13 protein-coding genes and 1 tRNA gene are annotated in these 13,407 nt (G+C 67.0%); 9 read left to right on the plus strand and 5 right to left on the minus strand.

Annotation, left to right across the window (positions count from 1 at the left end; genetic code table 11):
- Positions 1-8: 8 nt before the first annotated feature.
- Positions 9-770: an endonuclease III gene (nth, locus tag G6N35_RS17020; protein ID WP_163805312.1), complete on the minus strand. Its 762-nt coding sequence runs from the start codon at positions 768-770 to the stop codon at positions 9-11.
- 105 nt (positions 771-875) lie between these two features.
- Here nth and G6N35_RS17025 point away from each other — a divergent pair, with 105 nt between their 5' ends.
- Together G6N35_RS17025 and crp are read left to right on the plus strand one after the other, a co-directional pair.
- On the plus strand, positions 876-1,175 hold the full coding sequence (locus G6N35_RS17025; RefSeq protein ID WP_163805313.1) for a hypothetical protein: 300 nt from the start codon (positions 876-878) through the stop codon (positions 1,173-1,175).
- A 94-nt stretch (positions 1,176-1,269) separates the two neighbouring features.
- Positions 1,270-1,944: a cAMP-activated global transcriptional regulator CRP gene (gene crp / locus G6N35_RS17030; RefSeq protein ID WP_005138643.1), complete on the plus strand. Its 675-nt coding sequence runs from the start codon at positions 1,270-1,272 to the stop codon at positions 1,942-1,944.
- A 48-nt stretch (positions 1,945-1,992) separates the two neighbouring features.
- On the opposite strand, the gene G6N35_RS17035 is transcribed toward crp, so the two are convergent.
- From G6N35_RS17035 to G6N35_RS17045, 3 genes are read right to left on the minus strand one after another with little or no spacing between them, the layout of a single operon-like run.
- Positions 1,993-2,793 carry an MBL fold metallo-hydrolase gene (locus tag G6N35_RS17035; protein ID WP_163805314.1) on the minus strand — a complete coding sequence of 267 codons (801 nt, stop codon included), beginning with the start codon at positions 2,791-2,793 and terminating at the stop codon, positions 1,993-1,995.
- A complete protein-coding gene (locus G6N35_RS17040; RefSeq protein WP_163805315.1) occupies positions 2,790-3,245 on the minus strand; it encodes a RidA family protein in 456 nt (151 codons plus the stop codon). Before G6N35_RS17040 ends, G6N35_RS17035 begins: the two co-directional genes overlap by 4 nt.
- Entirely contained in the window at positions 3,242-3,403 is a 162-nt protein-coding gene (locus G6N35_RS17045; RefSeq protein WP_163805316.1) for a Sp36 family protein, read from the minus strand. The genes G6N35_RS17040 and G6N35_RS17045 overlap by 4 nt, the downstream gene beginning before the upstream one ends.
- 65 nt (positions 3,404-3,468) lie before the next feature.
- On the opposite strand from G6N35_RS17045, the gene G6N35_RS17050 reads away from it, so the two are divergent.
- The gene (locus G6N35_RS17050; protein WP_179967478.1) at positions 3,469-4,491 is read left to right on the plus strand and encodes an ATPase BagA; all 1,023 of its coding nucleotides are present in this window, start codon (positions 3,469-3,471) and stop codon (positions 4,489-4,491) included.
- On the plus strand, positions 4,492-5,619 hold the full coding sequence (locus tag G6N35_RS17055) for an ATPase BagB (protein WP_163805318.1): 1,128 nt from the start codon (positions 4,492-4,494) through the stop codon (positions 5,617-5,619).
- A 60-nt stretch (positions 5,620-5,679) separates the two neighbouring features.
- On the opposite strand, the gene G6N35_RS17060 is transcribed toward G6N35_RS17055, so the two are convergent.
- A complete protein-coding gene (locus tag G6N35_RS17060; RefSeq protein ID WP_163805319.1) occupies positions 5,680-6,033 on the minus strand; it encodes a WhiB family transcriptional regulator in 354 nt (117 codons plus the stop codon).
- A 303-nt stretch (positions 6,034-6,336) separates the two neighbouring features.
- Between G6N35_RS17060 and ponA2 the strand changes: the two genes are divergently transcribed.
- The 5 genes from ponA2 to G6N35_RS17085 all read left to right on the plus strand — a co-directional run bounded on the left by ponA2 (position 6,337) and on the right by G6N35_RS17085 (position 13,392).
- Positions 6,337-8,763, plus strand: coding sequence for a transglycosylase/D,D-transpeptidase PonA2 (ponA2, locus tag G6N35_RS17065; RefSeq protein WP_163805320.1), 2,427 nt, complete (start codon positions 6,337-6,339; stop codon positions 8,761-8,763).
- 74 nt (positions 8,764-8,837) lie between these two features.
- A complete protein-coding gene (locus G6N35_RS17070) occupies positions 8,838-9,794 on the plus strand; it encodes a metallophosphoesterase (protein ID WP_163805321.1) in 957 nt (318 codons plus the stop codon).
- Positions 9,795-9,807: 13 nt separating this feature from the next.
- Positions 9,808-10,905: an L-cysteine desulfhydrase Cds1 gene (cds1, locus tag G6N35_RS17075; RefSeq protein ID WP_163805322.1), complete on the plus strand. Its 1,098-nt coding sequence runs from the start codon at positions 9,808-9,810 to the stop codon at positions 10,903-10,905.
- 265 nt (positions 10,906-11,170) lie between these two features.
- Positions 11,171-11,244: transfer RNA gene (locus tag G6N35_RS17080), tRNA-Pro, on the plus strand.
- Between the two features lie 219 nt (positions 11,245-11,463).
- On the plus strand, positions 11,464-13,392 hold the full coding sequence (locus G6N35_RS17085; RefSeq protein ID WP_163805323.1) for a potassium transporter Kup: 1,929 nt from the start codon (positions 11,464-11,466) through the stop codon (positions 13,390-13,392).
- Positions 13,393-13,407: the final 15 nt, after the last annotated feature.

Raw genomic sequence — 13,407 nt, forward strand, 5'->3', positions numbered from 1 at the left:
CCGGACGCTCACAGCCCGGCCAGGGCGAGCAGATGCTCGGTCTCGGGGCCTTTGACCAGCGCGGCTGCCACCAGCGGCTCGGTCGGGCCGACGCCGAAGGAGGGGCAGTCCTTGGCCAGGACGCACACCCCGCAGGCCGGCTTGCGGGCGTGGCAGACCCGGCGGCCATGGAAGATGACCCGGTGGCTGAGCAGCGTCCACTCGCTGCGCTCGATCAACTCGCCGATGGCGAACTCGACCTTGACCGGATCCTCTTCGGCCGTCCAGCGCCAGCGCCGGACCAGACGGCCGAAGTGGGTGTCGACGGTGATGCCGGGGATGTCAAAGGCGTTGCCGAGGATCACGTTGGCCGTCTTGCGGCCGACTCCGGGCAGCGTGACCAGCTCATCCAGGGTGTCCGGCACCTGCCCGTCAAACCGCTCGACGAGCTCCTGGCCCAGCCGGATCAGGGAGGTGGTCTTGTTGCGATAGAACCCAGTGGGCCGGATCAGCTCCTCGAGTTCGGTGCGGTCGGCCTGGGCGTAGTCCAGCGCGGTGCGGTACCGCTTGAACAGCGCCGGGGTGGTCAGGTTGACCCGCTTGTCGGTGGACTGCGCCGACAGGATGGTGGCGACGGCCAGCTCGAGTGGATTGTTGAAGTCCAGCTCGCAGTAAACGTGCGGGAAGGCGACGGCCAGCGTCCGGTTCATCCGGCGGGCGCGGCGCACCAGTCCCAGGTGGGTCTCGGAATCCCACTTCTTCGAGTCCGGTTTCTTGGCGGCCGCGGGCACGCTGCCAAGGGTACTGACGAGCTCCGACGAATAGTGACCGAGCTGCGGGCAGACCGGTGACAATTCGTGATCTGGCCGAGACCTTGCCCGTGTTTACTTTGCCGGGTGACCTGGTTGCTCGCGGTGTGTGTCCCCGGGCTGATGATGCTCTCAACCTTCGGGTTGCAGCGCCTGGAAAGCAGCCTGGAAACCGATCGGGCAGCCGCCGACGAGGTCGCCGAGTACCTCAAGCAGGCCGAGGAGGCGCGCAGGCAGGCGCCGCCGCGTCCGGCGCCCGAGGAGCCCCGCCCCGTCGATGTTCACCATCTGTTGAATGCCGACGAGCCGGGTTTGCCGACGCGCTCCTACGCGCACGCGAGGCCGAATCCGCAGTTTCACCGGACTCAATACGCCAATCGTGTGTAGCGTTGGCACGTTGCCAGGTGTGCTACCTCTAGACTGACGTCGACATAGAGCTGGCCTGAGCATGACTGACAATCAATGACCTAAGAGGGGCAACGTGGACGAGATCCTGGCGAGGGCCGGAATCTTCCAGGGGGTTGAACCCAGCGCAGTTTCCGCGCTGACCAAGCAACTGCAGCCGGTGGACTTCCCGCGGGGGCATACCGTGTTCGCCGAAGGCGAGCCCGGCGACCGGCTGTACATCATCATCTCCGGCAAGGTGAAGATCGGCCGGCGTTCCCCGGACGGTCGGGAGAACCTGCTGACGATCATGGGCCCGTCGGACATGTTCGGCGAGTTGTCGATCTTCGACCCGGGTCCCCGCACGTCGAGCGCCACCACGATCACCGAGGTGCGCGCCGTGTCGATGGACCGCGACGCGCTGCGCGCGTGGATCGCCGATCGGCCCGAGATCGCTGAGCAGCTACTTCGCGTTTTGGCCCGCCGCCTGCGGCGCACCAACAACAACCTGGCCGACCTGATCTTCACCGACGTGCCGGGCCGGGTGGCCAAGCAGCTGCTTCAGCTCGCTCAGCGCTTCGGCACCCAGGAGGGCGGCGCGCTGCGTGTCACCCATGACCTGACTCAGGAAGAGATCGCCCAGCTTGTCGGCGCCTCGCGCGAGACGGTGAACAAGGCCCTGGCCGACTTCGCCCACCGCGGGTGGATCCGCCTCGAAGGCAAGAGCGTGCTGATCAGCGACAGCGAGCGCCTCGCGAGGCGCGCCCGCTAACGATTTCGGCGCGGTTCTCGTCCCTACTCGACGGCAACCGCGCCGAAATCACGTCCTGAGGTAGTCCAGCTGGGCCCGCACGGATTTCTCCGCGGCGTCCCACAGCTTCTCGTCGACATCGGTATAGACGTGTTCGACGACTTCACGTGCCGTCGCGTCCGCACCGAGGGTGCGTAACGCCGCCCGGACCTGGTCCAGGCGCTCCTCGCGGTGAGCCAGGTACATGGTGGTGACGGCGGCGATGTCATCGAGTTCGGGGCCGTGCCCCGGTAGCACCCGCAGCCTGCCCAGCGCCTGAAGCCGGCGCAAGGACTCCAGATAGTCGGCGAGGCTGCCGTCCTCGTCGTCGATGACCGTGGTGCCGCGGCCCAGCACCGTGTCGCCGGTCAGCACCGCCCTTCTCCCGTCGCTGCGCTCGCCCCGGCCGTCCTCGAGGATGAAGGACAGCGAGTCGGCGGTATGCCCGGGAGTGGCCATCACGGTGATCCGCACCCCGGCGGCGTCAATCACCTCACCGTCGGTCAGCGGTCCGCCCAACCCACGCAGGAAGCCGCTGCCGACGGACCGCACGGTGGCCCCGGTGGCGTCGCGGATCTTGTCGATCCCGCCAGTATGGTCGTCGTGCTTGTGGCTGATGAGGACCAGCGAAATGGTGCCGAGGCCGGCGAGCCGGGCGATGTGCTCGTCATCGTCGGGCCCGGGATCGACGACGACCATCTCGTCGCTACCCGGACCGCGCACCACCCAGGTGTTGGTGCCGTCGAGCGTCATGATGCCCGGGTTGTTGCACAGCAGCACCGAGGCGACGTCGGTGACGGGCCTCAGCACCCCGTACGCCGGATGGGTCATTGCACCTCGACGATGAGCTCGACCTCGACGGGCGCGTCGAGCGGAAGCTCGGAGACGCCGACAGCGGAGCGGGCGTGGGCGCCGGCCTCGCCGAACACCTCGCCGAGGAACTCCGAGGCCCCGTTGATGACGCCGGGCTGGCCGCCGAAGCCGGGCGCGGAGGCGACGAACCCGACCACCTTGACGACCTTGACGACGTTGTCGATGCCGACCAGCGCGTCGATGGCGGCCAACGCGTTGAGCGCGCACAGCCGGGCAGCGACCTTGGCCTGCTCAGGGCTCACCTCGGCGCCGACCTTGCCGGTGTCGGTGAGCTGGCCGGCTTCCATGGGCAGCTGGCCTGCCGTGTACACCAGGTTGCCGGTACGCACGGCGGGGACGTACGCCGCCAGCGGCTTGACGACGGTGGGCAGGGTCAGGCCCAGCTCGGCCAGTCTCTGAGAAGGGGTCACTTCGGCCGCTTGAGGTAGGCGACGTGTTGTTCGCCGGTCGGGCCGGGCAGGACGGCTACCAATTCCCAGCCGTCGGCGCCCCACTGGTCGAGGATCTGTTTGGTCGCGTGGGTCAGCAGGGGGACCGTGGCGTATTCCCATGTCGTCGGTTCGCTCATGGCCGAAGCCTATCGCTGAACTCGGCAATCGCTGAGGGCCCCGGGACGGCCTTGGTTAGCATGCACTGATGGCGACCACTTCGAGCGACGGCGCTGCCGTCGGCTGGCCCTCCCGCCTGAGCAAAGCACGGCTGCACTTCGTGACGGGCAAAGGCGGTACTGGCAAGACCACCGTCGCCGCGGCCCTGGCGCTGACGCTGGCGGCCGGTGGCCGGCGGGTGCTGCTCGTGGAAGTCGAAGGGCGGCAAGGCATTGCCCAGCTGTTCGATGTGCCGCCGCTGCCCTACGAGGAGTCCAAGATCGCCACCGCCGATGGCGGCGGACACGTCAACGCCTTGGCGATCGACATCGAGGCGGCGTTCCTGGAATACCTCGACATGTTCTACAACCTGGGCATCGCCGGCCGCGCGATGCGCCGGATCGGGGCCATCGAGTTCGCCACCACCATCGCGCCGGGGCTGCGTGACGTGCTACTCACCGGCAAGATCAAGGAATCGGTGGTCCGGCTGGACCGCAACAAGAAGCCGGTCTACGACGCGATCGTCGTCGACTCTCCCCCCACCGGGCGGATCGCGCGGTTCCTCGACGTCACCAAGGCGGTCTCGGATCTGGCCAAGGGCGGGCCGGTGCATTCGCAGGCCGAAGGCGTGGTGAAACTGCTGCATTCCGAGCAGACCGCGATCCACCTCGTCACCCTGCTGGAGGCGCTGCCGATCCAGGAGACCATCGAGGCGATCGAGGAACTCGAAGAGCTCGAACTGCCGATCGGCAGCGTGATCGTCAACCGGAACATCCCGCCGTTCCTGCCGCCTGCGGATCTGGCCAAGGCCGCCGAGGGTGACATCGACGCCGACGCAGTGCGTGCCGGGCTGGGCAAGGCCGGTATCACCCTGGACGACGCCGATTTCGCCGGGCTGCTCACCGAGACCATCGAGCATGCCACCCGGATCCGGGCCCGCACGGAAAGTGCCGAACAGTTGGACCGGTTGAAGGTTCCGCGGCTGGAGCTGCCCACCATCGCCGACGGCGTGGATCTGGGGAGCCTGTACGAGTTGGCGGAAACGCTTGCGCAGCAAGGAGTTAGGTAGATGAGTGGCGCAGCTGCAGCGCTCGACATGAAGTCGATCCTCACCGACAAGTCCAACCGCGTCGTCGTCTGCTGCGGCGCGGGCGGCGTCGGCAAGACCACCACCGCGGCGGCAATGGCGGTGCGCGCCGCCGAATACGGCCGCACGGTGGTGGTTCTCACCATCGACCCGGCCAAGCGGCTGGCCCAGGCCCTCGGCATCCGGGAGCTGGGTAACGAACCGCAGCGGGTCCCGCTGGCTCCCGAGGTGACCGGCGAACTGCACGCGATGATGCTCGACATGCGCCGCACGTTCGACGACATGGTCATCGAACACTCGGGACCGCAACGCGCACAAGCGATTTTGGATAACCAGTTCTATCAGACCGTGGCGACCTCACTGGCGGGCACGCAGGAGTACATGGCCATGGAGAAGCTTGGCCAACTACTCGGCCAGGACCGCTGGGATCTGGTGGTGGTCGACACCCCACCCTCGCGTAATGCGCTGGACTTCCTGGATGCTCCCAAACGGCTGGGCAGTTTCATGGACGGCCGGTTGTGGCGGTTGCTGTTGGCTCCCGGTAAGGGCATCGGCCGCCTGGTCACCGGCGTGGTCGGTTTGGCGATGAAGGCGATGTCGACGATCCTCGGTTCGCAGATGCTTTCCGACGCTTCGGCATTCGTGCAGTCGCTGGACTCGACGTTCGGCGGCTTCCGGGAGAAGGCGGACCGGACCTACGAATTGCTCAAGCGGCGCGGCACCCAGTTCGTGGTGGTGTCGGCGGCCGAACCCGATGCGCTGCGTGAGGCGTCGTTCTTCGTCGACCGGCTCTCCGAGGAGTCGATGCCCCTGGCGGGCCTGATCCTCAACCGGACCCATCCGACGTTGTGCTCGTTGACGGTGGAGCGGGCCGTCGATGCCGCCGAGGAGCTGAAATCCGGATCCAACGGCGACCAGCTGGCGGCGGCGGTGCTGGAGGTTCACGCCGACCGGGCGCAGACCGCCAAGCGGGAGATCAGGCTGCTGTCCCGGTTCACCGGGGCGAATCCGCATGTGCCGTGGATCGGGGTTCCGTCGCTGCCGTTCGATGTCTCTGATCTCGATGCGCTGCAGGCGATCGCCGATCAGATCACGGGTGAAACGACATGACCGTCGCTAGCTGACGGATACGAAAATTTGCTTGGGGCGTTGCCCCGCGTCAATAACGAGTTAGCTGACGCTGCGGTGCTTGCGCTGGGAGGAGAAGAACTCGGCCCAGGACACCACCTCGGGATGCTGCTTGAGCAGGGCGCGGCGCTGACGCTCGGTCATACCGCCCCATACGCCGAACTCCACCCGGTTGTCCAGGGCGTCGGCGCCGCATTCGGCCATCACCGGGCAGTGCCGGCAGATCACGGCAGCCTTGCGCTGGGCGGCGCCGCGAACGAAGAGCTCGTCGGGATCAGTGGATCGGCACAGCGCCTTGGACACCCACGCGATACGGGATTCTCCGTCGACACCGTGGATGGAACCGGGTACCGAAACTGCGCTGGTCCTGCGGGCAGCGGGCCGAGTAGCTGACACCGGCGATCCCCTTCCTCCGGGCCGCTGCGTGAGCGGCGCACTCTTCAGGTGTAGAACGTGCATGCGATCTACGCCACATTGCGATCCTGAGTGTTACCTGAATCGCACTGTCTGTTTAAGTTAGGTGGTCAGGTATCGTTTGCGCAACAGTTAGATCTCAGCTTTTTTGGGACGATCGTCCAGTCCGGCTCAAATTTTGGCGTGAGCTGCCATTTTCTAACTCCCCCGTAAATTCCCCGGGGTCATCATTGCCCGCGTAGGGACGGTCCGCAAGACCCCGAAGGTCCTCAGTACTCTGTACCCATGTCGGAACGCCCCCTGGCCGGCGCCACGATCATCAAGCTGGCCTGGTGCTGCCTATTGGCCAGCGTGATACTGGCGGCGCTCCTGTTCCCGGTGGTCGGCGGACTGGGCCTGGTGTCCAACCGCGCCTCCGATGTGGTGGCCAACGGATCAGCCCAACTTGTCGAGGGCGAGGTGCCCGCGGTGACGACGATGGTCGACGCCAAGGGCAACACCATCGCCTGGCTGTACTCGCAGCGCCGCTTCGAGGTCCCCAGCGACAAGATCGCCGACACGATGAAACTGGCGATCGTCTCGATCGAAGACAAGAGATTTGCCGAACACAACGGTGTCGACTGGAAAGGCACCCTGACCGGCCTGGCCGGGTACGCCTCCGGCGACGCGGACACCCGCGGCGGGTCGACCATCGAGCAGCAGTACGTCAAGAACTACCAGCTGCTGGTCATCGCCCAGACGGACGCCGAGAAGCGCGCCGCGATCGAGACCACCCCGGCGCGCAAGCTGCGCGAGATCCGGATGGCGCTCACGCTGGACAAGACCTTCACCAAACCGGAGATCCTGACCCGGTACCTCAACCTGGTGTCGTTCGGCAACGGTGCCTTCGGTATCCAGGACGCCGCTCAGACCTACTTCGGAGTGGACGCCTCCGACCTGAACTGGCAGCAGGCCGCGCTGCTGGCCGGCCTGGTGCAGTCGACGAGCGCGCTGAACCCCTACACCAATCCCGACGGTGCGCTGGCCCGGCGCAACCTCGTACTCGACACCATGATCGAGAACCTGCCGGACAAGGCCGACGAGTTGCGGGCCGCCAAGGAACAGCCGCTGGGCATCCTGGCGCAGCCCAACGAACTGCCCCGCGGTTGTATCGCCGCCGGCGATCGCGCCTTCTTCTGCGATTACGTGCAGGAGTACCTGGCTCGGGCCGGCATCAGCAAGGAGCAGCTGGCCAAGGGCGGCTACCTGATCAAGACCACGCTGGATCCCGACATTCAGAATTCGGCCAAGCAGGCCGTCGACTCGTTGGCGGCCCCGGACATCCAGGGCATCGCCAGCGTGATGAGTGTGGTGCTGCCGGGTAAGACGGCCCATCCGGTGGTGGCCATGGTGAGCAACCGCACCTACGGCCTGAACACCGCGGCCGGCGAGACCATGCAGCCGCAACCGTTCTCCCTGGTCGGTGATGGCGCCGGGTCGATCTTCAAGATCTTCACCACCGCGGCCGCGCTCGACATGGGGCTGGGTATCAACGCCACCCTGGACTCTCCGGTGCGCTTCGAGGCCAAGGGCCTGGGCAGCGGCGGCGCCAAGAACTGCCCGCGGGACACCTGGTGTGTGCAGAACGCCGGCAACTACCGGGGCTCGATGAGCGTGACCGACGCGTTGGCGACCTCGCCGAACACCGCGTTCGCCAAGCTGATCTCCCAGGTGGGCGTGCAGCGCACCGTTGACATGGCGGTCAAGCTGGGCCTGCGGTCCTACGCCGAGCCCGGGACCGCCCGGCCGTACGACCCGGAGAGCAACGAGAGCCTGGCCGACTACATCAAGCACTACAACCTCGGCTCGTTCACGCTGGGCCCGATTGCGGTCAACGCCTTGGAGCTGTCCAATGTGGCGGCCACCCTGTCCTCCGGCGGGGTGTGGTGCCCACCCAACCCGATCGACAAGCTCTATGACCGGCACGGCAACGAGGTCGCGGTGACCACCGAAACCTGCGACCAGGTGGTCCCCGAAGGTCTGGCCAACACCTTGTCCAACGCTCTGAGCAAGGACGACGTCAGCGGCACCGCCGCCGGGTCGGCCAGTTCGGCCGGGTGGACCCTGCCGATGTCCGGCAAGACCGGTACCACCGAGGCGCACCGGTCGTCGGGCTTCCTTGGTTACACCAACCACTACGCGGCGGCCAACTACATCTACGACGACTCCCCCAACCCGTCGGATCTGTGCTCGTGGCCGCTGCGCCAGTGCGGCGACGGCAACCTCTATGGCGGTAACGAGCCGGCCAAGACCTGGTTCACCGCGATGCTGCCGATCGCCCAGAGCTTCGGGGACGTGGCGCTGCCACCGACCGATCCGCGTTATGTGGACGGGGCGCCGGGCTCCAAGGTGCCCAGCGTCGCCGGTCTGACCGTGGACACCGCCCGCGAGCGGCTCAAGAGCGCCGGCTTCCAGGTGGCCGATCAGCCCACCCCGGTCAACAGCGCGGCACCGGCCGGCAGCGTGGTGGGCACGTCGCCGGGCGGGCAGACGGTGCCGGGCTCCATCGTGACGATCCAGACCAGCAACGGCATCCCGCCGGCCCCGCCGCCGCCACCTCCCGGTGCGCCGCCAGGTCTCGACGGCCTGCCGCCACCCCCTGCGGTGACCGTGGTCGAGATTCCGGGCCTACCGCCGATCACGGTGCCGCTCTTGGCGCCGCCGCCACCCTGACGGGTCTCTGACGTAGGGATCTTCACAGCGCCTCGACCCTTTCGGAGCTGGCCGTTGGCAGTACTCTGACGGGTATGGCTGTGCCTCCAGCAGTGAAAACCTCCGCCCTCGTGGCCGCAGGTTCAGCGGCGCTCGCGGTCGGTTATGCCACGGTGATCGAACGCAACGCGTTCGTCGTGCGCGAGGTGACGATGCCGGTGCTGACCCCCGGTTCGACCCCGTTGCGGGTGCTGCACCTGTCCGATATCCACATGCGCCCCACCCAGCGGCACAAGCAGGCCTGGCTCCGTGAGCTGGCCCGCTGGGAGCCGGATCTGGTGGTCAACACCGGCGACAACCTGTCGCATCCGAAGGCCGTGCCGGCCGTCGTGCAGGCCATCGGCGACCTGCTCTCGTTCCCTGGGGTGTTCGTCTTCGGCAGCAACGACTACTTCGCCCCCAAGCTGAAGAACCCGGCGAAGTACATCACCGACCCCGACCATCGGATTCTGGGTAAGCCGTTGCCGTGGCAGGACCTTCGGGCGGCGTTCACCGAGCGGGGCTGGCTGGATCTGACCCACAACCGCCGCGAGTTCGAGGTCGCGGGTCTGACGATCGCCGCCGCCGGTGTCGACGACGCCCATTTGGAGCGCGACCGCTACGACACCATCGCCGGGGCGCCCAATCCGATCGCGAACCTCAGCCTCGGCGTGACGCACGCGCCGTATACCCGGGTGCTGGACCGGTTCGCCGCGGATGGCTACCAGCTGATCATGGCCGGGCACACCCATGGTGGGCAGCTGTGCCTGCCGTTCTACGGTGCTCTGGCCACCAACTGCGATATCGACCGCACCCGGGCCAAGGGTGCGTCGCGCTGGGGTGCGGACACCGCGCTGCATGTCTCGGCCGGCATCGGCACCTCGCCGTATGCGCCGTTCCGGTTCTGCTGCCGCCCAGAGGCCACCCTGCTCACGTTGGTCGGCGCACCGACCGGCGGCCACGACGATTCGCGAAACGTGGTGCGCTCCAGCCCCACCGCTTCTGTGCGTTGATAGCGTCCCGGCGATGAGCAAGGTCGCCGTCCACAGCCAGCCGCGAGGCTGGGTGAACGACGCCATCCGGTTGATCGAGGCTGACGCGCGCCGCAGCGCCGACACCCATCTGCTGCGCTATCCGCTGCCGTCGTCGTGGAGCGACCGGGTGGACGTGCAGCTGTACCTCAAGGACGAATCGACCCACATCACCGGCAGCCTCAAGCACCGGCTGGCCCGTTCGCTGTTCCTCTACGGCCTGTGCAACGGATGGATCGGTGAAGGCACCACCGTCGTCGAGGCGTCATCGGGTTCCACCGCGGTGTCGGAGGCCTACTTCGCTGCCCTCCTCGGCCTACCGTTCGTTGCGGTGATGCCGGCCTCGACCAGCCCGGCCAAGACCGCGCTCATCGAATCCCAGGGCGGGCGTTGCCATTTCGTCGATCATCCGGGCGAGGTGTACACCGAGGCGCAGCGCATCGCCGAGGAGACCGGCGGGCACTATCTGGACCAGTTCACCAACGCCGAGCGAGCCACCGACTGGCGGGGCAACAACAACATCGCCGAGTCGATCTACGACCAGATGCGCGAGGAGTCCCACCCGATCCCGTCGTGGATCGTGGTGGGCGCCGGCACGGGTGGCACCAGCGCAACGATCGGGCGCTACATCCGCTACCGGCGGCACGCCACCAAACTCTGCGTGGTGGATCCGGAGAATTCGGCGTTCTTCCCGTCGTATACCGAGGGCCGCCGCGACATCGTCATGGCGGGGTCCTCCCGAATCGAGGGAATCGGGCGGCCGCGGGTGGAACCGTCGTTCCTGCCGGAGGTGGTCGACCGGATGGAACTCGTGCCCGACGCCGCCTCGGTGGCCGCTGCGCACCACGTCTCGCGGGTGCTGGGCCGCCGTGTTGGGCCGTCGACGGGAACCAACGTCTGGGGGGCGTTCAGCCTGCTGTCCGAGATGGTGGCCAGGGGCGCGAGCGGGTCGGTGGTCACCCTGATCGCCGACAGCGGCGACCGCTACGCCGACACCTACTTCGACCCGGTGTGGCTAGCGGGTCACAACCTCGAGCCGAGCCAGCACGCGGGCGTGCTGGCCGAGTTCGAACGCTCCAGCGGCTGGTCCTGACCGGTGTCGTCGACGGCGTCGTAGTCGCCGGTCACCACCAGCCACAGCGCGGCAAGTAGGAAGAATCCCCCGTACACCACGGCTCCCAAAGCGGTCATCATCCGCTCCACCTTTCGCCTGCCGGCGTTGTCGTCGCGCCGTTAGTGTGCACAACGCCACCGACAAGTCAGATGCTTCCCGCCGCAGGTGATCAACCTGCGCACCCGCCGTGACCGGCCGTTTGGCTTCCCGAGGTGCCAGTGCGATACGCTGTCGTGGCTTCACGCGGGGTGTGGCGCAGCTTGGTAGCGCGCTTCGTTCGGGACGAAGAGGTCGTGGGTTCGAATCCCGCCACCCCGACTCGTGTGAAAGCAACGCCCCGACTGGCAACGAGCCGTCGGGGCGTTTGCGTACCAAGCCCCTTCGGCTGATTCGCTAAGAATCCGTAAAGGTGCCGGGCGTCGGCCGTATACAACCCGTACGGAGTCCCCGGCCGGCAGGACGATGTTGGTGAGGCTGTTCCGAGCCCCATCCAGCCGATCCGCTGACCGGAGGACCTTTCATGGCAGGTAGTCACCGATGACGGACGCGGTCCCCACCACCGTGGAGCCGGTGGGCCATCAGCTGCGCACGGGCTTGGTGATCGGTGCGCTGGGTGTGGTCTTCGGCGACATCGGCACCAGCCCGATCTACACCCTGCAAACCGTCTTCGATCCGGGCGATCCGCACCCGGTCAGCATCAATCCCGACAACATCTACGGGATCGTCTCGCTCGTGTTCTGGTCGGTGATGATCATCGTGACCGTCACCTACGTGCTGCTGGTGATGCGGGCCGACAACCACGGCGAGGGCGGCGTCATGGCGCTGATCACGCTGATCAGCCCGCTGTCGGGCGCTCGGCGCACCACAACCGTCAGAGCACTGGTCACCATCGGGATCCTGGGTGCGGCGTTGTTCTTCGGCGACAGCATGATCACCCCCGCGATCTCGGTGCTCTCGGCCGTCGAAGGCCTCAAGGTGGTCAGCCCCGGCCTGGCCGGCTGGGTGGTTCCCATCACCGCGATCATCATCATCGGCCTGTTCTCCGTGCAGCGCCGGGGCACTGCGGTGGTAGGACGCTTCTTCGGTCCGGTGATGGTGCTCTGGTTCGTGGCAATCGGCGTGTGCGGGGCATGGGGCATCGGCGCCCACCCGCAGATCCTGCGGGCACTGTCGCCGACGTACGCGCTCGGGTTCATGGCCGGCCACTTCCACATCGCCTTCTTCGCGCTGGCCGCGGTCGTGCTGTCGGTGACCGGTGCGGAAGCTCTCTACGCCGATCTGGGGCACTTCGGCCGGCCGTCGATCAGTCTGGCGTGGATCGTGCTGGTGCTACCAGCCTGCGTGCTGAGCTATTTCGGGCAGGGCGCCCTGCTGCTGGGCAACCAGAGCGTGGTCAACGCGCCGTTCTTCCTGCTGGCTCCGAGCTGGGCGCAGCTGCCGATGATCGTGCTGGCCACCGCTGCGACGGTGATCGCCTCGCAGTCGGTGATCACCGGCGCCTACTCGGTGACCTCCCAGGCCGCCCAGCTGGGCTACCTGCCGAGGCTGCGGGTGGCACACACGTCCGCATCGTCGATCGGGCAGATCTACGTCCCGTGGATCAATGGCTTCCTGATGGTGGCGGTGCTGATCCTGGTGTTCGCGTTCCGCAGTTCCTCGGCGTTGGCCTACGCCTTCGGAATGGCGGTCACCGGGACCATCACCATCACCACGCTGTTGTTCTTCTACATCGCCCGTACTCGCTGGCGCTGGCCGCTGTGGGTGGTAGTGATCGGCGGCGGGCTGCTGCTGACCGTGGACTTGCTGTTCTTCAGCGCCAATCTGACGAAGCTCGTCCACGGGGCTTGGTTGCCCCTGTTGATCGGCGTGTGCGCGTTCACCGTGATGACGACGTGGGCCAAGGGGCAGGGAATCGTCGCCACGATCCGCGACGGCGCCCAAGGGTCGCTACGGCAGTTCGTTGCCGCCCTCACCGGGCGTACCCCACGATTGCGCCGCATTCCGGGCACCGCGGTGTTCCTGGACCGTGGTGGGCTCACCGCCCCAATTGCCATGCGCGCCAACGTCAAACACAACCACGTTCTGCACGAGCACGTCATCATCTTGTCGCTGGCCACGGTTCCGGTGCCGCGGGTGGCCGATTCCGACCGGATCAGCGTCGACGATCTGGGTGATCGCACCGACGGTATCTTCTTCGTCTCCGCGAAGCTGGGCTACATGGAGCGGCCCAACGTGCCGGCGATTCCGCGGCTGATCGACCCGTCACTGACCGAGGGACCGATCGACATCGATCAGGTCTCCTACTTCCTGTCCAAGATCGACCTGGTCGCCGGGGCGGGCACCGAACTTCCGCCGTGGCGCAAGCGGCTGTTCATCGCCACGTCTTACGTCGCGGCCGACGCCGCGGCGTACTTCCAACTCCCGCTGCAGCGCACCGTCGTCATGGGTGAGCGCGTCGAGATCTGAGTCGCCAGGGGCGTG

It is taken from the genome of Mycolicibacterium anyangense (genome assembly GCF_010731855.1).
GTDB classification, from domain to species: Bacteria; Actinomycetota; Actinomycetes; order Mycobacteriales; family Mycobacteriaceae; genus Mycobacterium; species Mycobacterium anyangense.